At 51.5% G+C, this 18374-nt stretch carries 20 protein-coding genes and 1 tRNA gene; 16 read left to right on the forward strand and 5 right to left on the reverse strand.

Annotated features, from left to right (window positions below):
• Positions 1–67 precede the first annotated feature (67 nt).
• The 3 genes from AAC060_RS03945 to AAC060_RS03955 all read left to right on the forward strand — a co-directional run bounded on the left by AAC060_RS03945 (position 68) and on the right by AAC060_RS03955 (position 1673).
• Positions 68–616 carry a TspO/MBR family protein gene (locus AAC060_RS03945; RefSeq protein ID WP_339823093.1) on the forward strand — a complete coding sequence of 183 codons (549 nt, stop codon included), beginning with the start codon at positions 68–70 and terminating at the stop codon, positions 614–616.
• A 47-nt stretch (positions 617–663) separates the two neighbouring features.
• Positions 664–1014 (forward strand): accessory factor UbiK family protein, encoded by a 351-nt coding sequence (locus AAC060_RS03950; protein ID WP_339823095.1) that lies wholly within the window; start codon positions 664–666, stop codon positions 1012–1014.
• Positions 1015–1166: 152 nt separating this feature from the next.
• Positions 1167–1673: a YbjN domain-containing protein gene (locus tag AAC060_RS03955; protein ID WP_339823097.1), complete on the forward strand. Its 507-nt coding sequence runs from the start codon at positions 1167–1169 to the stop codon at positions 1671–1673.
• A gap of 58 nt (positions 1674–1731) precedes the next feature.
• On the opposite strand, the gene AAC060_RS03960 is transcribed toward AAC060_RS03955, so the two are convergent.
• Positions 1732–2247, reverse strand: a complete 516-nt coding sequence (locus AAC060_RS03960; protein WP_339823099.1) for a MarR family transcriptional regulator — start codon at positions 2245–2247, stop codon at positions 1732–1734.
• Between the two features lie 102 nt (positions 2248–2349).
• Between AAC060_RS03960 and AAC060_RS03965 the strand changes: the two genes are divergently transcribed.
• The 3 genes from AAC060_RS03965 to AAC060_RS03975 all read left to right on the forward strand — a co-directional run bounded on the left by AAC060_RS03965 (position 2350) and on the right by AAC060_RS03975 (position 5174).
• Positions 2350–3453, forward strand: a complete 1104-nt coding sequence (locus AAC060_RS03965) for a branched-chain amino acid aminotransferase (RefSeq protein WP_339823101.1) — start codon at positions 2350–2352, stop codon at positions 3451–3453.
• Between the two features lie 86 nt (positions 3454–3539).
• Positions 3540–3614 (forward strand) — tRNA-Gln (locus tag AAC060_RS03970).
• A 1008-nt stretch (positions 3615–4622) separates the two neighbouring features.
• Positions 4623–5174: a hypothetical protein gene (locus tag AAC060_RS03975; RefSeq protein WP_339823103.1), complete on the forward strand. Its 552-nt coding sequence runs from the start codon at positions 4623–4625 to the stop codon at positions 5172–5174.
• 101 nt (positions 5175–5275) lie between these two features.
• Here AAC060_RS03975 and AAC060_RS03980 read toward each other — a convergent pair whose 3' ends face one another.
• Positions 5276–6250 carry a hypothetical protein gene (locus tag AAC060_RS03980; RefSeq protein ID WP_339823106.1) on the reverse strand — a complete coding sequence of 325 codons (975 nt, stop codon included), beginning with the start codon at positions 6248–6250 and terminating at the stop codon, positions 5276–5278.
• A 138-nt stretch (positions 6251–6388) separates the two neighbouring features.
• On the opposite strand from AAC060_RS03980, the gene AAC060_RS03985 reads away from it, so the two are divergent.
• The 3 genes from AAC060_RS03985 (at position 6389) to AAC060_RS03995 (ending at position 10484) form a co-directional block, all read left to right on the forward strand.
• The gene (locus AAC060_RS03985) at positions 6389–6778 is read left to right on the forward strand and encodes a hypothetical protein (protein WP_339823109.1); all 390 of its coding nucleotides are present in this window, start codon (positions 6389–6391) and stop codon (positions 6776–6778) included.
• A gap of 12 nt (positions 6779–6790) precedes the next feature.
• Positions 6791–7648: a hypothetical protein gene (locus AAC060_RS03990; RefSeq protein WP_339823112.1), complete on the forward strand. Its 858-nt coding sequence runs from the start codon at positions 6791–6793 to the stop codon at positions 7646–7648.
• Positions 7649–8123: 475 nt separating this feature from the next.
• A complete protein-coding gene (locus tag AAC060_RS03995) occupies positions 8124–10484 on the forward strand; it encodes a MobA/MobL family protein (RefSeq protein WP_339823114.1) in 2361 nt (786 codons plus the stop codon).
• A 529-nt stretch (positions 10485–11013) separates the two neighbouring features.
• Here AAC060_RS03995 and AAC060_RS04000 read toward each other — a convergent pair.
• From AAC060_RS04000 to AAC060_RS04010, 3 genes are all read right to left on the reverse strand, one after another.
• Positions 11014–11481, reverse strand: a complete 468-nt coding sequence (locus AAC060_RS04000) for a hypothetical protein (protein WP_339823116.1) — start codon at positions 11479–11481, stop codon at positions 11014–11016.
• A 211-nt stretch (positions 11482–11692) separates the two neighbouring features.
• Positions 11693–12496, reverse strand: a complete 804-nt coding sequence (locus AAC060_RS04005) for a hypothetical protein (protein WP_339823119.1) — start codon at positions 12494–12496, stop codon at positions 11693–11695.
• 393 nt (positions 12497–12889) lie between these two features.
• Complete coding sequence (locus AAC060_RS04010) at positions 12890–13282, reverse strand: helix-turn-helix domain-containing protein (protein ID WP_339823121.1); 393 nt, start codon at positions 13280–13282, stop codon at positions 12890–12892.
• A 67-nt stretch (positions 13283–13349) separates the two neighbouring features.
• On the opposite strand from AAC060_RS04010, the gene AAC060_RS04015 reads away from it, so the two are divergent.
• The 7 genes from AAC060_RS04015 to AAC060_RS04045 all read left to right on the forward strand — a co-directional run bounded on the left by AAC060_RS04015 (position 13350) and on the right by AAC060_RS04045 (position 18346).
• On the forward strand, positions 13350–14003 hold the full coding sequence (locus AAC060_RS04015) for a cation transporter (protein ID WP_339823122.1): 654 nt from the start codon (positions 13350–13352) through the stop codon (positions 14001–14003).
• Positions 14000–14563: an isoprenylcysteine carboxylmethyltransferase family protein gene (locus AAC060_RS04020; RefSeq protein WP_339823124.1), complete on the forward strand. Its 564-nt coding sequence runs from the start codon at positions 14000–14002 to the stop codon at positions 14561–14563. The genes AAC060_RS04015 and AAC060_RS04020 overlap by 4 nt, the downstream gene beginning before the upstream one ends.
• A complete protein-coding gene (locus AAC060_RS04025) occupies positions 14560–15126 on the forward strand; it encodes an isoprenylcysteine carboxylmethyltransferase family protein (RefSeq protein ID WP_339823127.1) in 567 nt (188 codons plus the stop codon). The genes AAC060_RS04020 and AAC060_RS04025 overlap by 4 nt, the downstream gene beginning before the upstream one ends.
• 196 nt (positions 15127–15322) lie before the next feature.
• Positions 15323–15688, forward strand: a complete 366-nt coding sequence (locus AAC060_RS04030) for a hypothetical protein (RefSeq protein WP_339823129.1) — start codon at positions 15323–15325, stop codon at positions 15686–15688.
• Between the two features lie 65 nt (positions 15689–15753).
• The gene (locus tag AAC060_RS04035; RefSeq protein ID WP_339823130.1) at positions 15754–16983 is read left to right on the forward strand and encodes a TolC family protein; all 1230 of its coding nucleotides are present in this window, start codon (positions 15754–15756) and stop codon (positions 16981–16983) included.
• Positions 16984–17193: a hypothetical protein gene (locus tag AAC060_RS04040; protein ID WP_339823133.1), complete on the forward strand. Its 210-nt coding sequence runs from the start codon at positions 16984–16986 to the stop codon at positions 17191–17193.
• A gap of 1 nt (position 17194) precedes the next feature.
• Positions 17195–18346 carry an efflux RND transporter periplasmic adaptor subunit gene (locus AAC060_RS04045; RefSeq protein WP_339823135.1) on the forward strand — a complete coding sequence of 384 codons (1152 nt, stop codon included), beginning with the start codon at positions 17195–17197 and terminating at the stop codon, positions 18344–18346.
• The last annotated feature ends 28 nt before the right edge of the window (positions 18347–18374 follow it).

Consider the following 18374-nt stretch of genomic DNA (forward strand, 5'->3'; position numbering starts at 1 on the left):
CACAGGGGGGCGGGGATAAACCGTTCCGGACGATTCGTGTAATTTTTGGATCAAGGATGCTGCCCCTGTGAATCAGATAGCTTCAAAAGGTCAGCTGCGGATGTCTTTGCTCCGGTGGATATTGTTTACGGTTCCGCTAATCGTTCTGCTGGGTTTCTTTTCGGGGCAGATCGCTGGATCCGGGGAAGAAAACCGTTGGTTTAACGCCCTGATAAAGCCGGACGCGCAGCCACCGGGCTGGCTGTTCGGCGTGGCTTGGACGATTTTATACGCAATGATGGGTACAGCCGTTGCAATGATTCTCCATGCACGGGGGGCTCCCATGCGCGGTGTCGCGATCGTGCTGTTCTTGATCCAGTTTGCGCTCAACCTTTGCTGGTCACCATTATTTTTCGGCATGCATCAGGTCTCGGCCGCATTTTGGCTCCTCGTAATCATCTTTCTTACAGCATTGGGTACAACGCTGGTTTTCGGCCGAATCCGCAAGGCTGCTGCATGGCTCATGGTGCCCTATCTGGCATGGCTATGTTTCGCAGGAATTCTCAACATACAAATTGATCGGCTGAATCCGGGTGCGGAAATCCTTGTCGTTCCGGCGGCGAGATCCCAGATATAGAATGTTATTTTTTCGGACCCGAAAGGTCCTTGACGGAGTTTATTAAAATGCAAAGCCAGAACCGCTTTTTCGATGATATTTCCAAAGTATTGAACGGGCTTGCTGGCACTGTGGCTGGTGTCGGCCGTGAAGCGGAAGCTGGTGCGCGCGAGCGCGCCAAGGAATGGTTCGGCGGCATGGACTTCGTATCGCGTGATGAGTTTGAAGCGGTGAAGGAAATGGCGGCGAAGGCCAGGGCAGAAGCCGATGCGCTGAAAAAGCGTATTGATGCCCTGGAAAAGAGCGCATCGGCGCCAGCCAGGAAAGCGGCAGCAAAAACCACAACGCCCCGTAAGCCTGCCGCGTCAAAGGCTGCTGCTTCCAAAAGCGCTGCCGGGAAGCCAACTACTTCCAAATAAGGTGGCAGAGGGATAGCGGCGGTCGGCGAAGTGTTCGCCGTTCATTATCCACAGCGTTCCCACAATCAATGTGAAAGCAGGCGTTCCGTTGCCTTGCCCTGATCCGGCGAGTGGGCCACTACGCTCCCAACAGCAAAGGATCTGGAACTGCGATGCTTGACGACCAATGGGAACAGCTTGATCAGGATGAAGCGCCGCCCGTGGATATGCTGGCTGCATTTTTCGAGGCGCGCGGCTGGTCGGTCGAGCGGACCGGTGACGACGAACTGTCGGTCGAGATAAAGGGCAACTGGACCAGCTACCAGATGCGCGCCATCTGGCGGAATGAGGATCATGTCCTGCAAATATTGCTGCTACCGGAGATCAGGGTTCCGGAGGAGAAGAAAACCGTAATTTACGAAACGCTCGGTCTGATAAACGAGCAGCTTTGGCTGGGGCATTTTGACCTTTGGTCGAATAATAATATTTTGCTGTTCCGCCATGCAACCCTGTTGGGTGGCAGCGGCATGCTCGGTCTCGATCAGGCCCAGACGATTGTCGATCTGGCGATTGAAGAATGGGAGCGCTTTTATCCGGTCTTCCAGTTTGTTTTGTGGAGTGACAAGAGCCCGCAGGATGCAATCGCTCATGCGATGGTCGATACGGTCGGTGAAGCCTGAGGCCAGGTCCTGTCGCGTTATCGCGACAGGGGGCAAGGGTTAGTCAGAAGAGCGCTAGTCAGGAGTTATTGCCCCCGCGCAAGTCGAATACCATCTTGCGGTCACTTTCCGGAACCAGGCCTTCCAGCACGTGCCAGAAACCGGATACCGATTCCTGACCGGCCGATACATAGGCGGACGAGAGCTTCTCGCGCAGCTGGCGAAACAGTTCCGCTTCCAGCGCGAAGCCATTTTCGGTCAGGCGCAGCATTTTCTGGCGCCGGTCGACGACGCCGGGGGATGTCAGAATGAAATCCCGGTCCTGCAGTTCCTTCAACACCCGGCCGAGCGACTGTTTGGTGATCGCCAGCAATTTCAGCAGTTCGCCTACGGTCAGGTTAGGTTGCCGCGCAATGAAATATAATGCCCGGTGATGCGCCCGGCCCAGCCCTTGCTTGGCAAGTTCCTGATCGATCGCATTGGTCAGCCGGGTATAGCCGAAATAGAGCAGCTCGATGCCACGGCGGACTTCGTCCTCACGCAGGAAAAGCGGAGAGGCTCCGGGAGAATTGGCAGGGCGAGATACGTCAGTCATGTTGACGTATCTTGACAGGCTGATTAGAGGAATGCAAGACAATAGAAACATGCTTCCATATCTTCCAATTGTTGGCATGATTCACAGTGAAAGCGGCAGAATATGGCAGATATAGAAAACCTGGAATTCAAACTGGAACGCAGCGCTACACCGGTGCATGCCAGCGAGCGGACCAAGCTTCTGGAGAACCCCGGTTTCGGGACATTGTTTACCGATCATATGGCCATGATCCGCTATACAGAAGCCGGAGGGTGGCACGACGCCAGAATCGCCAAGCGTGAGCCGATCCTCATGGATCCTGCCTCTTCCGTACTTCATTATGCCCAGGAAATATTTGAAGGCATGAAAGCCTATCGCCTCGCCGACGGCGCGACTGCACTATTCCGTCCGGAAGAAAATGCGAAACGCTTTCAGGCGTCGGCGCGGCGGATGGCGATGCCGGAATTGCCGCAAAAACTGTTCCTCGATTCGGTTGAGGCTCTGGTCGATATTGACAAGGACTGGTTTCCTTCGGTCGAGGGCGGTTCGCTCTATCTGCGGCCGTTCATGTTCGCGAGCGAAGTGTTTCTCGGCGTTCGCCCGGCCAAGGAGTATCTCTATCTCGTGATCGCATCTCCTGCCGGCGGTTATTTCAAGAGCGGTGCATCGGCGATCAGCATCTGGGTGTCCGAACAATATAGTCGCGCAGCACCCGGTGGAACCGGCGCAGCAAAATGTGGCGGCAATTATGCCGCCAGTCTTGTTGCCCAGGCCGAAGCAATCGACAAAAATTGCGATCAGGTCGTCTTCCTTGACGCAGCCGAGCATAAATGGGTGGAAGAGCTGGGCGGCATGAACCTTTTCTTCGTGATGGATGACGGCAGGCTGGTCACGCCGCCGCTTGGCGGAACAATCCTGCCGGGCATTACCCGCGATTCTATCATCACGCTGGCCCTTGAAGAGGGGCTGACGGTGGTTGAAGAGCCTTATGCCATCGATCAGTGGGAAGCAGATGCGGCGAGCGGCAAGCTGGTTGAAACCTTCGCCTGCGGTACGGCTGCGGTTGTCACCTCTGTCGGTACAGTCCGGTCCAGCACCGGTGAATTCACCATTGGCGGCGGCGGCCCCGGACAGTTGACCGAAAAATTGCGACGGCGTCTGGTCGATATCCAGCGCGGGGTTGCGCCTGATGATCATGGCTGGGTCAAGCGACTGTTCGAAGCTTAGTTACAACTGCCTCTTGCTCCTTGCGGGCAAACTGGATAATAGGCCCGTTCACCAGCGCGGCTCACCAGAATCAGGCCCGCAAATATTGGGGTGTCGCCAAGTGGTAAGGCAGCGGCTTTTGATGCCGCCATGCGCAGGTTCGAATCCTGCCACCCCAACCAACTTTTGTTTAACAGCTAAGCGCCTGAAAAACCTTTGGTTTCTCTGCGAGTCAAAACCCCGTGGCACCCTGCCGTGGCACCCTCTCGTGGTTTCGATTTTGGCACCATGACTCGCGCTCTGATTCGGTTCAAGCCGCTAAGTGAGATTGGGAAAGTTTTCCACTGATCCATCCACATAATTCGTGAGAGATATTGCGGAGGCCTCACTCGCCTAACGCTTCATTCCATCTGCATAAGCACTGATTTGCATGGCCGCCGATGATGGCACCGATGATTGTAGTCGTCGCAGCACCGATGTGTTAAGTCAATTGACGGATCGCTGCGCAATCCTGAACCAAATCAATAAGAGCCATCTGTCACAGGATTGGTGGTCTTTCAGTTGTTCGTTGACGACCCAATTTCGGTCGAGCGACCGAATCTTAAGTCCGACCCAGAATTTGCCGTTTGTTCAACTGCTCAAAAAGGCTCGTTGTTGTCGTCTTCGTATCGGTCCCATTCGTCCGGTGGTGAAGCATAATATTCTGCGGCGTCATACTCTTGTGTGTTGATATATCGGTCCGCGAGACTACCCAAGGCTAAGCCTGCCAATCAGACGTCCCAACGGCAGTGCTAGCTGCAAATGAAAAATACATAGAGCGACCTATAGAACGTAAGCCGATAACACCTGGTTCTGTCCGCATTCCAGCTCCTGACGAGAGTGTCTCTGCTCCGCAACAGTTAGTCAATTGGCAGGTGGCCGAAGCTGCAACTCACAGTCAGCGTCATTTAGGCGCAGAAAAAACCGGACAAGAAAAAGCTGAGCGCGAACGCGACCGTCTTGCGGATCGAAAGACAGGCAGAACGGCATCGTGATCGAATGAAGCGTTGGAGCCAGGGCAATAGCATTGGCGGGGGCCTCTAACACAACCGATTTAGCCCTTAACTAGATGGCAGGTTAACCGTCTAAGTTGCAAGTAAGTATGCGTTAATAGGAAAAGGTTGCGATCATAACAAACGTGGGGCCCTCCTTTGAACGGACCTTTGGGCAATGAAGTTATGAAAGTATTGGAGATTGAAACTATGGCAAATCCGTTCGGCATTGAAGCTAGTTCAACTGTTCCCAGTGGGACGGCAACTTATGATGTCACCTTGCATTCCGTTCCTGAGCCACATCCGGCGTTCAAAGAATACTCGGGCATTTGGAAGCCAGAAAATGGCCTAGTCAGTATTACGGGAAAGTCCGAGACCTTTAGGGAGGATCCTTCCGCATCCGAAGCCCGGCGTATTTACGCTGAGGTAAAACATGAGTTGACACAACTCTATGGTCAACCGTTCGAAGACGAAGAGATTTCTGACGAAGATTGGCCAGAAGACCTAGGCTTTTGTTCAGCAATAGAAAATGGCGCTCGCAGCCATACATGCGATTGGGACCTTGGGACGCACGACCTGACTGATAACGTGCAAAATATTATGCTGACCATAGTTTCGGACGATGGCGACGAAAAAAGCCAAGTGTGGCTAGAATATGGGTTTCCTGAATGCAAGGACGAGGTGACTACGGGCAAAGGTAAAGCATCCTGAGCTGTCGATTCGGCTAAGTGCATAACTGCTGCTGTGCACGGCTGATAAAAATGTGTATGCAAGAAGCTAATCGAATGAGAGCAAGCCGACAAGCGCCATGTTTATCGGCGAACAGCCAGAAGATAGGTCTTGTGAGGCTCTACGCCCGGTAACTCGGCACGCCCCATGTCCGGAATTTCATGGGCGAAATTGTATTTTAGCGCGAGCAGGAAGTGCCACGTATTCTTTGTAGCCCAAAGCTGTGTTGATGTAGGCTTTGCGTAATTCTCTTCGAGCCAGAGTCTGCAGATTTCGGAAATTAGTTTTTTCTTGTCCTTCAAGAGTTGTGCGGCAAGAAATTCTTCAAGGAGCTTGGGCTGACCATATTTTGCTAAATCCGTATACGGCGGATAGTCCCCGTATTTCAAATTTTGGGCTAAGCCTCGATTATTAATCGAGCTAATGGGTTCTGGCGTGATGGAATATTGCTGGTGATCTTCGTCTAGAAAATCGGACCACACGGAATAATTGTCTGGTTCATTGTTAACGACCTCGTCTGCTTGTGTGTTCGAAATCGGATTCTCGGGGCCTTTATTTAGTATTGCCTTTAGGTCCGATACCGAAATCTGTGACGCATTGTGCTTTGTTATTCCAGCGACCTCAAATTTCTGAAGAAGCTTGTGCTGATAGCTGAACACTTTGCGTTGGTCTTTTACGGAGTGCAGAAGCTGTTGCTTGACGCGTGTAATTTCGAAGTCCGTCTCGAAAATCACATTGGAAATCCATTTTGCAATAGCTTTTTCACCGTCGCTACGCCTTTGAAGTTTTGCCAAACTGTCGAGCAGCTTAAGTCTCTCCGTGTTCGGTGCCGCAATGTTCTTGCCCGGCTTTGGCGGTTCGAACTCGAAATCCTTCAGCTCTCCAGTGATCTTACAGAGCTCTGTCTCTGCATCATCGTCTGCAATTTCGCCGTCTGTTATTTGGTCCATTAGGATGCCGAGCTTCACGCATTTTTCATCCAGCAGCTCGCGGTGCGCGAGGTCCTGTGTTGCCCCCTCAATTTTGCTCGGCCTTCCGGTTCTTTTTCTCTCTGTCATTATTCTTCACTATGATCCCAAAAGTCATTCAACAAGATAATAATCTACTTTTGGGTCAACCAGAATTCCATTCCATAACATATTGTCAGGACAATTTTCGTCCTGATAATAACCTGAAGTAAAATGTTAGGACTAGTAATGGATTTTTATGAACAACTAGAAGAAAGTAAGCGGAGCAAGGCTCCTGTGCGCAATACGCTGGCAGACCATGGACCAGATATCCAAGCTGCCAGAGAAAATGGTAATCCTTTAAACGCTGTATATAAAGCGCTTAAGAAGAGTGGTGTTGAAGCAGGCAAAAATTACAGCAGCTTCCACAATGCGATCAAGTGGCTTGATGAGAATGGCTGGCCGCACGAACAAGGACAATCGTTAGAGACGCCAATTCAGCCAGCCCTATCGTCCAGCGTTCCAGAACCTATTGATGTCCCCGCCGTCACGAGAGAAGATGATCGTTCCCATACGCAGGCGCCATCAAGCCTCGAACGTCAGGACTATTCGGACCAGCGTCACAAAAGCGATTTTTAGAGGAGCGCTGATATGGATCTTGTAAAACTACTATACTTCATCCTTGTGGTGACGAATGCAGGCGGTGAAGGTAAAACACTGATAGCCAAGCTTATCCAGGCAATTTGGGAAATTGGCGGAATCGATGCCGTGATATTGGATGGCGATGTGGGGAATTACTCGTCTAAATCTACAGACGAAACTGCCAAGGTGGTGGGCTGGGGTGTCAAACCCCAGGTTGCGCCAGAGATTGTCGCTAGCACGATCAACCAGCATGCGATAATGGATCTCGGTGCCAATGCTATGGCATCCGCTCGCGAGGTAGCTGATCTCGTGCCAGCGCTTGAAGAGCATTACAGAAAGGATGAACGCCGTTGCATCGCATTCCTTCCAGTATCGACGAACAAGTCTGGAGCGGTCGGTGCGATTAATACACTTGAGGAGAAAGTGGCATATTTCGACAAATATGTTGTAAAAGTCGACAGAGATTTATCCGGTAATTTTGACGGAGATGTGAGTTCCCAACAAGTGCTTGAACTCGCCTATCTTGCGCCGGGGTTTCAAATGTTGATTGCACAATGCGGAGGTTCAATTGCCAAAGCCATTTGTCAGCCTCCGGAAGGATACAAATTGGCATCGACCTATCTTGCGAAATGGGCTTATGACTTCGTATCGCAGGACGGAATGCCAGATATTTTTGATGGCGCTATTTTGAACAAGCTACGCAGTTATAGTGACATTCCAGGCGAACTTCGGGAGCTTGTTCTACATTTAGATGACGCCACCGATGCTGCCTTGGAGGAAAATGTTAAAAAGTCACGGATTATTGAGGTAATTGATCAATGCGGCTGGACGCCAGAGGGTCTTCGTTCGGCAGCCAATAAAATATAGAATCGTAAATTTATACAGGACCAAAAAGGGCGGGATTTCTTTCCGCCCTTTTTTCGTCGTCCAAGTGGAAAATATTACATCCGTGTTGGCATATATCAGACGATCAATTCGCTGACATCAGGCGAGCATTTAATCATGCGGCGATCGCTTGGCGTTGATACGTTAATTTGCCATCGACTTGCATCTTCAATTTAATTTCTAGTCACCCCTCGCGATTGCATTGGCTGTCAACATTCCAATGGGCGAGCAGCTAAAATCCAGTGGAGTGACAAAGTTTATAGGCGCACTTCCGCAGTTTGGGCAGGGGCCCAAACTGCCGTGCGGACAGCCTCGCGGCAGCCGTTTATTGTTAATTTCTAATCCTAAACCAATGCCATACCATTGGACATACATTGGCTTAACATTTTGATAAATAACAATAATTACTTCTACTTCAAATATTCATGTCCTATAATATGCTTTGAAGGATATGAATATGGCAACCAATGCACAGCTAGAACTAGCAGACCAGATTGCGGCGGCCCGCATTAAATTTTCACTTATACAGCAAGGCCTGCTGGAACCTGATGGATATAAGACGTCATTTAGTCCGAAGATCCGCACCGTTGCAAAAGATGAGACAGCAACCAAAGGGCATCGCGGGAAAAATACGATATCGTTTCAAATCCCATGTTCTCGGATGCACCGGTTTACCGACAAGAACGGAATGACATCCTTTCATTTGTCACACAAATCCATCACTCGGGTAACCTATGAAACTTATCAAGAAGGCACCCGCGTGTCCCCGGGCGCAGCAAAGAGTCATTGCTCCTATATCGAGCGGGATGCCGCGGTTGCACGCCTTGACCCTGCAGAGAAGCTGGCCGATGAATTTGACGTTAAACTGTCACGTCAGGACGGCGTTTCTCAATCTGACGAAGTCACGAGACTTTCAAATAGTTCCGACCTTCCGATTGGGCAAGCGGCGGACGGTCAGTTCGGTAGCATGACTATTGACCAGGATATTTACATCACCCGGGACAGCGCTGTTTCACGTCAGCCCGATGGGCAAAGAGCACTTATTACAAACATCGATGATGATGATCGTGCTCGCGCGGAATATTGGGCTTTAGTTGAAGAACATGAAGCCAAGCCTAGTCCGGACAAAATGTCATTTCGAATTGCGGATAACCCAGAGTTTTGGTCAGCTGTATCGAAAGATGAGCAATGCCCGCTATCGTTAAAAAGAGCGCTTGCAGCACCCGATGCAGACTGCGTGACGAAGTTGGATATTGAATCGATTGAACAGATGCGGGATTATCTATCGTCTCAGCCGGAATGCATTCTGCCCTCAAAGGGGAAAAAATCTAAACCCACTGCCGATCCGGTTGCTAAATTTCATAAAGGTCGCGGGGGCCGTATCCAGTTTCGCCTGACGGGAGAGCTGCCGAAAGAATTGTCGGCCCCTCAAATGTTTGCGCTTCTCAAGGACATCACTGAAGAGTTTTCCAAACGCAAATTGCCATTTGTGGCTGTCATGCATGCACCTGATCACAAGAATAACGACCGAAATTGGCATTTTCACCTCATCTATCACGACAGGCCATGCAGGCGTATCACACAAGGCGATATCGCTACACTGGAGCAGCAGGGTTATGGCACTGATCGGTTAAAAGCCGGACAATGGGACTTCACTGCGGTCACAACAAAGCAGCACCGTTCCAATGGCCGAGCCGTGCCGCTCAAACAGAAAAAAGTGCGCGAGGTAGCGGAAAAACGATGGATTGAAACCTTACGTGAGATTAGCTCGGAAATTACAAATCGTCATCTGGAGCAAGCTGGACATAAACGCCGTGTAGATCACCGTTCCAATGAACGAAGAGGGATTGAGGCAGAGCCGCCGGAGCATCTGGGTTCAGCATTGGCCGCCGCAGAGGCGCGCGGTGAAGTCACGGACCGAGGCGTTGAAAACGAAAGGCGTCAATGGGAATCAATTATGGCGCAGGCTGATGCAAAGCTCGAGGATAGGCTATCGGATATCGGACAGCGGACTTCAAATGCCGACCGAGAAAATAGCCGCGCCGGCAAGAACCCTGCGCTAGATCAAGAAATTATCGCTGCAATGACACAGGCCGCCAGACTTGAGCACGAGGCGTTTGTGCTTGATCAGAATATGCAACGCGCTGGCTCACGGGCAGCGACCTTGAAGATGAAGAATGAGCAATTGCTGGCTGCTTACCGGAAAGATTCCAAATCTGTATCGCGATCACAATATCAAGAGGCCAAACGCCTTGTAGATGCGGCTTCGGCATATTTGCTCGCTTTGAAAGGGGCACTCGAAGACGAAAGCCAATTGCTAGCCGATTGCCTTGAAGCGGCGAATGGAGCTAACAAAAAGACAAAACTTCTTATCGATGCTCAGAGCCAGGATAATGTCAGGTCAATGTCAGTTTCGGATACGACAAGTGTTCCAGTAATGACCACCAAGCTATCTAATGCGGTGGAGGATACTAAAGTGCCTGAACCGGCTCCTGTGCCCGCTTTTCCGGTCAATCTCGATCCTACAATCGAAAAACCGCGAACGAATGCAGGTTTCTCGCATGCTAATGAAATAAATTTCAGGAAGTGGGAAAAATATTACCATAACGCAGATCAAAAGATAGATGATTATTTGGCAAAGCATATCAAACGGCTCGAAGCTGAGGAATCTAATAAAAAGGTTGAAGCCGAGAAAAGGGAAAAAGTGGAGGCCGCCGCCGCAGAAAAATTGCGCGTAAAAGAAGCCAAGAAGAATGCAGGTAATAAGTTTAATGCGCAGCCGTGGCAAATTGGCATGGATCCATTCGATCGGTTCTGAACTGCTGCCGGAATACAAAATTACATTCCTGTCCCCTTTTTGCCTGGCAGAGCACCACAATTAGGCCTGCCGGTTAACAGTCTACGCAGGGCTTGGCCCGTAATAGACGGCGACCCGACAGGCCCATATTGGGAACTAACGTTCAGACATTAGCCTAGACGCTTGCATTCCTCGCAAAGCGGCTTCCCGCCAGTTCCGGACCGGCGGTTCTCAGTCTCGATATTATTGCCGGTATTGCAGTTAGTGTCGTTGTGGTGGACATTGGATTTGACCGAATGCCATGCTGCTACTTTAGCCATTTTAGTGGCCCTTTCTATTTGTGTATGGACAGATTCGCTGTCCTTTGTTAGAAGTAGGGCCGTGAGCTGAAAGGCTCACGGCATTTAGATTACGGTAACCTCCGGGCTATATGCCACATAGCGCAAGCTCCTTTCTCCCGGCGACGGGATTGGTGGTTGTGATCTGACAGGGGTGCAACCCTGTCGGCGAATAGGCCCCCTTTTGGGGGCCTAGCTCGTTATGGCCTAGACTAAAGGCCACTAAACTCATCTTCGTGCACACGGGCCTTGGCTAAGGTCCAAATGCTACCGTCGAAATCAATCTCACCATCATTTTTCAATCGGGTAAGTTGAGGGCTGAAACTCGTGCGGACAACATCTATGCGCCCCCACTCAGAGTGAAAAAAGTCAAGCAATTGCCTTGAAGTAGCTCCGTTCACAAAATGTTCTGAAAGCGCCTTCTTCACCAGTTGCTTCATTGTAAGCTTTTGAATAGCTGGATGAGCCTGCGCCTTGCGATGTGCGACCGCGTTTCTGCTAGCTTGATTTCCTGTTGGGGGGAGGTCTTTAACCACTAAAGCTGATGCTGCGGCTTTGCGCGCGGCCCTGATACGGGCGAGATCTTCTTTCAACGGCTCGATCTCATTTTCGAGCCGGTATATCTTGGAGGCGATTTCGTCCTCCATTTCTTGAAGTGCTGAGATGACTAAACTTTCCATTTGCTGCTGATAACACCCGAGACTCGGATGCGCAATAGCAAATCGTTATCTAGGCAACAATTCTTGTTTCTCGTTTGTTCTTTAAAGCAAGGCGTCTAAAGTGGGTTAAGGGGATAAACGGGAATTAGTTATACAGCGATTAGGCTGCGTTCGCGCCGATAGTTGAAGCAATTCTACAATGATGTGAAAATTGGTCTCGGTAAAAGCACTTTTATTTTCGCGGTATCTGTAGATTAGCCGATATTTCAGCAGGATCATAATTCGGCGAATATATCGGAACCGAGCGTCCATTGCCCCTCATCCAAACTGCCGGCCTAGGCTTATATTTGGCTCTATCGCGCGCACCTTTGCCAAGGCTGCGACTAACCCCGGTCCGCGGTCCCACGATAGTCCCCTGCTGCAAAACGTCGTCGAGGCCGAAGCGATAAGCCTCACGGGGGTCAATTCCTTTCAGCAAATATTTGCGGATAGCTACACTGCTGCGAGCAAATTGAATGTCTACTGAGCCGTCGGGCGCCGGTTTATGGTTTTGTGACCGCTTTCGTGGCGGATTTCCCTTACTTTCCAGGCTTGTAATCCAACGCGGAACGAGATCTGCAAATTCTTCGACTAATTGCTCAGGCACATGAACTTGCCAGTGCACATGATAGTGCCCGTGCACAGGATCTTGCTCCCGGCTATACACATAGGTCGGGGGAACGCATATCTCCAGCTGCTTGCACCTAGTCCTCAGCCAACGGCAGAACCGTTGGTTTCTTAGCTCTTTGAAATTGTCTTGGCCCGTTACGGTAAGATCCCAATTGATCGTCACATACATATTGAGCTTGAAATCCGCATTAACGTTGCTGGTGGGATACTTCCTAGCCGACTGTTGCCCACCAACCTGCTTGGCAAATCTCGTCGCGTGATGAAGATTGCGAGCTGCAGCCCGGCTAATATACTTTGATGATTTAGTTTTTTGGGGTTTTCTAGAATATTGCACGCTGATCTCTGAGTTTGTTCCTGTAATAGACATTGAGCTCTTAGGATGAGGAAATTGCTTTACAAAGCAACGTTTTTAGCAGTGATCCAATCTGGCACGATTGGTCGTGCTATTGGGGTCTAATAAATCGAGATGCTCATTCCGAAATCCGGCGTATTTCCGGCCGACTGCAATTGGGCCGTTTGCCGACGGTCGGCTTTAGGAGTTTGAAGCAGAGAAAGCAGACTCTTATATCGAGGTAATCGAAACGACAGCTTCCGCCCCACATGCAGACATTCACACTCGCGTGATTTGACGTCCGATTCGCGCCCACTTTTGGTCATTCACATGTAGCTCCGAGAGGGCCGAAAGCGGTCACGGAGAAATTTGCAGATTCCGGAATTCGTCCACAGAACCAGCAAGCCGCTAGATCTCCTCCTGCCATCTCTAAATTCGCGGTGCCAGCGTCTCAATGATTTTGCATTCACCTACTGTTCCATGCTGACAAGCACCGATCACGCGACCTAGTTCGGAACGTAGCGTTGTCAGGTCGTCGATTTTCTGATCAATCTCGGCCAGGTGCCTGCTCGCAATATCATCAACTGCTTCACAGGATTGATCTTGATTGTCCGATAGTTCCAGCAATTCGCGCAGTGCCTTCAGAGTAAAGCCGAGATTTCGGGCACGGCGGATGAATGAAAGCCTGGCGAGATGGTCGCTTCCGTAATCCCGGTAATTCGCGGCCGTTCTGGCAGGAGGCGGTAACAGACCGATATTCTCATAATAGCGGACGGTTTCGACCTTCGTATCGGTTGCTTTTGCCAGTGCTCCAATTTTCATCGCTTGACCCTATAGTTACTACAGGGTGCATAACTATCGGCGAATCGAAAATTGTCTAGGAAAAACCATGTCTGATAATTGCTGCGCCGATGCCTGTGGAACGGGAGACGCGCTGAATGACAAACGCTGGCGGCGTATCCTGTGGATTGCGCTCATCCTCAACGGCGCGATGTTTTTCATTGAGATGGGCGCTGGTGTTCAGGCGGATTCACGAGCGCTTCAGGCCGATGCGCTCGACTTTTTTGGCGATGCGGCCAATTATGCGATCAGCCTTGGTGTGGCTGGGATGGCGCTGGCATGGCGTTCGCGAGCGGCCTTGTTCAAGGGCGCAACCATATTGCTATTCGGTCTATGGGTGCTGGGATCTGCCGTATGGGCGTTTTTCAACGGCACGACGCCGGTTGCCGAGACGATGGGTATCGTTGGAACTCTGGCGTTGCTTGTGAATGTCGGCGTTGCGCTGATGCTGTATCGCTACCGGACGGGCGACGCGAACATGCGGTCGGTGTGGATATGTTCTCGCAATGACGCGATCAGCAATGTTGCTGTTCTTGCCGCAGCGCTTGGCGTCGCAGGGACCGGCAGCGCGTGGCCCGATCTCGGAGTTGCAGGAATTATGGCGGGGCTGGCCATCACCGGCGGCATTCAAATCATTTGGCAGGCTCGAAGTGAACTGCAATCTGTGAAAAAGAGCAAAATCACGGTTGGAGAGGCAAGATGATGCAGGCTGTTCCGGTTACCGCGTTGATTGTTGTCTTCCTTGCTTCGCTATGGCGCGGGTATTCCGTAGCCCGTTCGACCGGCGACAGTGCCTGGGCATTTGGCGCAGCCAAGGGCGGGCAGCGTTTGGCCGGGCTTGTTTTTGCGATCAGTATTGCCGTTCTTGGAATCGCAAGCGGGTTAGCTGCAATGCAGCCGGTGACCAGATTTGCCTGGGTTGGTGCACTGCTGGCAGTTGCTGGCACTGTTGTAGTGATTGTCTCTCAAATCCAGATGGGCCGGGCTTGGCGCGTTGGCGTTCGCGACGGAGACGCACCGCTTTTTGTTCGGCATGGGCTATTCCGGTTCAGCCGTAACCCCATATTCGTAGGGATGATATTGCTCGGCCTCGGCATTGCCTTGAGTGCCAGCATTTGGTGGGGCTGGGTTGCATTGCTTGCATTTGCGCTGGCCTGCCATGCGCAGGTCCGGATTGAGGAAGCGCACCTGAGCAAAAGTTTTGGTGCGGCCTATGACCAGTTTTCCAGCGAAGTTCCCCGCTGGATCGGAATTTCGAAATGAACTTGGAGATGCTACCCCCGATCCTCTTCGGAATATCCCTCGGTTCGGTTTGCATCATCTTGCTGCTGTCGCTCGTTGCAACAAGGAGGGACAATCTTCAATTCTGGCCGCCGCCTTCTAAAAATAGTTGGCAGCATCGAAGCTTCCTGATTTTATTCAGGTGTTTTCTTTATCCATTGATCGTTCTGTCAGTGCTGGAATTTAACATCAGTGTAATTGAGACGCGTTATGTCGCGATTGCGATAGGCACATTGTTGTTCTGCGTGGGATTTGGATTTGCCCTTCGCATCACCCTTCAAATGGGATGGCGCAATGCCTTTGGAGAAAAACGCGGACTGGTAACAGACGGCTATTTCTCCATAAGCCGTAATCCGGTCTATGTAGCGACCTGGGTAGGACTTGTAGGTTGGGCGCTCATCATCAATTCGACCTTTGTCACGATATTGTTGGGTTTTTGGGCCGCGCTCTACCTGCTTGCTCCCATTTTCGAGGAGCCATGGCTGGAGGAAATGTATGGCGACGAATTTCGAGCCTATAAAAATCAAGTCCGCAGGTTCTTCTAAATATGACTCAGTTTTTAGGCCTAAGGTTCGAGAAAGTCCTTTGCGGAGTCGGTCAATCGTCGATGATCGTGCTGGCAATCGTTCTCGTAACAATAATCTGAAAATTGATGATATTACATATCTAACTGCATGAAATATTGGGAATGTTGTTCAAAAGCACTTGATGAACTAACGAGATAATGTATTGGGCGGAATCATGAATGAACGAAGCGGCATAACCAGAAAAACGTCAGGGCTCTTTCGCCTGATGGCGGTTTTGCTCGTTCTGATTATGTCGAGCATGGCGGTTGCCGAAGCAGCTGAATGCGCCAGCGAACCACAAAACGCCGAACTGATGTTGGTTTCCGACGCCGGGCACTCGGATGAAGCCCCTTCGGATAATGACGCCGGTAAACACGGAATCTGTCCGCATGGTCATTGCCATAACGGCAGCGTTACCACAGCACGGTTGGCAGGCTTTGACGGATCAGTGGATCTGGTAAGTTCCAGCTTCAGCAGCAACGCCGATCAATTTGCGCTGTCTGCGCATTCAGCCCGTTTAAAACGACCACCTCGCGTCTGAACTAATTCTGACTTGCGCCAGACTTATGGCGTTATTTCAATTAGTTAAGCGAGGATTTCTCAGAAATGTTGAAGAAAATGGCGCGTCTGCGCCTCTGTGCGGCAATGATATTTGCCGCAAGCCCTGCCACTGCCGCTCTGGCGGAGGATCAGAGTGTTAGTTTAAACGAGGCCTTAGTGCGCGCTGGAGCGGAATCGCCTGCCGTGCAAGTTTCCCAAGCAGAGATTGATATCGCGCGCGGGAACCAAAAACAAGCGAGCCTCGGACCAAATCCCGAGGTCTCGGTAGACGTTGAAAACGTCGCCGGGAGCGGCGTTTTCAAAGGCCTGCGTTCAACCGAATATACCGTTTCTGTTGGGCAGCGATTGGAGCTCGGCGGTAAACGCGGTGCCAGAACACGTGCGGCGCGAGCGCAGACAAGCCTCGCAGAGATAGAAGCTGCGATCTCTCAGGCCGAATTGGCCAGCTCCGTGCGTCTGGCATATACAGAAGCAGTTGCCGCTCAGAGCCGCCTTGACTTTGCAACGCGCGTCGTCGGTCGCAACCGGGAACTGGCAAGAATTGCCAGAATCCTCGTTGAAACTGGCCGTGACCCGCCGCTTAGAGCATTGCGCGCTGACGCTGCGCTTGGCGAAGCGGAAGCAGCACTGGAAGCCGCAAGGGCAGAGGAATATTCCGCCAGATTACTACTTGCATCGCTGTGGGGCTCGCAAACACCACCTCAGAAAGTTGAACCGGTCTGGCTTAGTGGCGGCGACGTAGAATTTGAGGCCGACCTGTCCCAATCCCTGCAGATCAAAGCCGCAGAAGCGAACCGGGACGCTGCCAGTGCCAATGTCACGCGCGAACGCGCAAATGCTGTTCCAGATCTAACGTTAAGCGGCGGCGCCAGACGTTTTGAAGAAAGCGGGGATACTGCGTTCATCGTGGGTGCTTCGATTGCCATACCGTTTGGAAATCGCAACCAGGGCAGCATTCAAGCGGCAGAAGCAAGCGTTCGCGGAGCTGAGGCGCGTCGCGCTTTGCGGTTGGTTGCGATCAGCCGGGAATATAATATTGCCAGCAATCAACTGGAAGCAACGCAAAGCCGTGTGGAAACTCTGGAAAGCCAGACACTGCCCCAAGCTGAAGAAGCATCAAGACTGGCCCAACTGGGATATCAATACGGAAAATTTACCCTGTTGGATGTCCTGGACGCTGCAGCAGCAAGAGACACGGCTGAACTCGGCCTGTTGGAAGCCAAGGTAGCGAGAGCGGAAGCGGTGATTACACTGCTGAGATTGGCGGCCAGATAGATGAGAAAACTGGAAGTAGATCACGTCATAATATTGGCTGGCATCTTCATCATGCTGACAGTTCTAACCGGCCTGTTCATGCTGACGTCGATCGCAATAACAGTGTCGGATTGCGGCACTACAGAAACCAGTATTTCCGGTGACAGCGCGCCTCCACAAAACCAGAGCTTGACTGCGGGACGGTCACAAAATTCGAGCAGGGATATATAAAATGAACAACAGAAAATGGATCATAATCGCTGGCCTAGCCATCGCGTTTGCGGTTGTGCTGGGAGTAATTTTCAATGGCTCAACCGGAGGTAGCGCGGAAAATCAGAGCGCTGCCAACAACACAGAAGAAAATCATTCCGAAGAAGAAGGCGTTGTCGAAATGACAGAAGAACAGCTGCGCGCCTCTGAAATCGGAATATTCGATGTGGCTCCAAGTTCGCTTGATGCCGAGATTATTGCGCAGGGTAGCGTTGCACCGTCTCCTCAAGGGCAGGCCATATTGAGTGCAGGCGCTGAAGGCAGGGTCACGAGCATCAAAAAGAGGTTGGGAGATGCGGTTCGGCGCGGCGAGACAGTGGCTACCATAGAGAGCCGCGAAGCCGCCGCAATTAGTTCCGAGGTTACATCGGCAGCTTCTCGGGCCGCGCTTGCCCGGTCGCAGATGAACCGGGAGCAGCGCCTCTACGATGAGAAAATCACCGCACGGGCAGATCTTGAAACGGCGAGAGCAGAAAATCAACAGGCTGCCGCAGAAGCAAGACGGGCAAGCCAGGCGGCCATTGCGTCAGGTGTCAGCGGACGCTTTATTGCTGTGCGCTCACCGATTGGCGGCCGGATAACGTCAAGTCCGGCAATTCTGGGCTCCTACGTGACCGCTCAGGATGAGCTTTTCCGTATCGCCAATCCGAACCTTATTCAAATTGAAGCGGCAGTTCCCGCAGAAGATGCGCGCAAGATCAGCACTGGAGCAGCGGCCACGGTCGAAACGCCCGAGGGTGAAATCTCCGCTCGGGTATTGGCGGTTACGCCAGCTGCCGATCCGGAAAACAGAGCGGCCATTGTCGTGCTTGCCCCTGCTTCAGGCGCCAGACTCGTCCCCGGAGAATATGTGCGAGTGCGGATACTTCAGCAGGCGACAAGCGATCAGTCTACGGCATTGATTGTTCCCGTAGAGGCTGTCCAATCCGTCGAAGGACGCAACGTCGTGTTTGTAAAGACCAAATCTGGTTTCCGTGCACGGCCCGTTACGACCGGAGCGAAGAGTGGCGGTAGAATCGAGATTGTCGACGGCCTCAAGTCAGGTGAACAAATCGCCGGCAAAAACGCCTTTCTCCTGAAATCTGAACTTGGCCGCGGCGAAGCAGAACATTGATTAATACATTCCCATTGGAGCAACGGCT

This window comes from uncultured Parasphingorhabdus sp. (assembly GCF_963975555.1).
In the GTDB taxonomy this organism is placed as follows: Bacteria; Pseudomonadota; Alphaproteobacteria; order Sphingomonadales; family Sphingomonadaceae; genus Parasphingorhabdus.

Coding starts and splice junctions, on each gene's coding strand:
- AAC060_RS04030 (WP_339823129.1), top strand. CDS start 15,323: ATGAATGAACGAAGCGGCATAACCAGAAAAACGTCAGGGCTCTTTCGC.
- AAC060_RS04015 (WP_339823122.1), top strand. CDS start 13,350: ATGTCTGATAATTGCTGCGCCGATGCCTGTGGAACGGGAGACGCGCTG.
- AAC060_RS04020 (WP_339823124.1), top strand. CDS start 14,000: ATGATGCAGGCTGTTCCGGTTACCGCGTTGATTGTTGTCTTCCTTGCT.
- AAC060_RS03990 (WP_339823112.1), top strand. CDS start 6,791: ATGGATCTTGTAAAACTACTATACTTCATCCTTGTGGTGACGAATGCA.
- AAC060_RS04010 (WP_339823121.1), bottom strand. CDS start 13,282: ATGAAAATTGGAGCACTGGCAAAAGCAACCGATACGAAGGTCGAAACC.
- AAC060_RS04045 (WP_339823135.1), top strand. CDS start 17,195: ATGAACAACAGAAAATGGATCATAATCGCTGGCCTAGCCATCGCGTTT.
- AAC060_RS04025 (WP_339823127.1), top strand. CDS start 14,560: ATGAACTTGGAGATGCTACCCCCGATCCTCTTCGGAATATCCCTCGGT.
- AAC060_RS04005 (WP_339823119.1), bottom strand. CDS start 12,496: ATGTCTATTACAGGAACAAACTCAGAGATCAGCGTGCAATATTCTAGA.
- AAC060_RS04000 (WP_339823116.1), bottom strand. CDS start 11,481: ATGGAAAGTTTAGTCATCTCAGCACTTCAAGAAATGGAGGACGAAATC.
- AAC060_RS03995 (WP_339823114.1), top strand. CDS start 8,124: ATGGCAACCAATGCACAGCTAGAACTAGCAGACCAGATTGCGGCGGCC.
- AAC060_RS03950 (WP_339823095.1), top strand. CDS start 664: ATGCAAAGCCAGAACCGCTTTTTCGATGATATTTCCAAAGTATTGAAC.
- AAC060_RS03980 (WP_339823106.1), bottom strand. CDS start 6,250: ATGACAGAGAGAAAAAGAACCGGAAGGCCGAGCAAAATTGAGGGGGCA.
- AAC060_RS04035 (WP_339823130.1), top strand. CDS start 15,754: ATGTTGAAGAAAATGGCGCGTCTGCGCCTCTGTGCGGCAATGATATTT.
- AAC060_RS03965 (WP_339823101.1), top strand. CDS start 2,350: ATGGCAGATATAGAAAACCTGGAATTCAAACTGGAACGCAGCGCTACA.
- AAC060_RS03955 (WP_339823097.1), top strand. CDS start 1,167: ATGCTTGACGACCAATGGGAACAGCTTGATCAGGATGAAGCGCCGCCC.
- AAC060_RS03985 (WP_339823109.1), top strand. CDS start 6,389: ATGGATTTTTATGAACAACTAGAAGAAAGTAAGCGGAGCAAGGCTCCT.
- AAC060_RS04040 (WP_339823133.1), top strand. CDS start 16,984: ATGAGAAAACTGGAAGTAGATCACGTCATAATATTGGCTGGCATCTTC.
- AAC060_RS03960 (WP_339823099.1), bottom strand. CDS start 2,247: ATGACTGACGTATCTCGCCCTGCCAATTCTCCCGGAGCCTCTCCGCTT.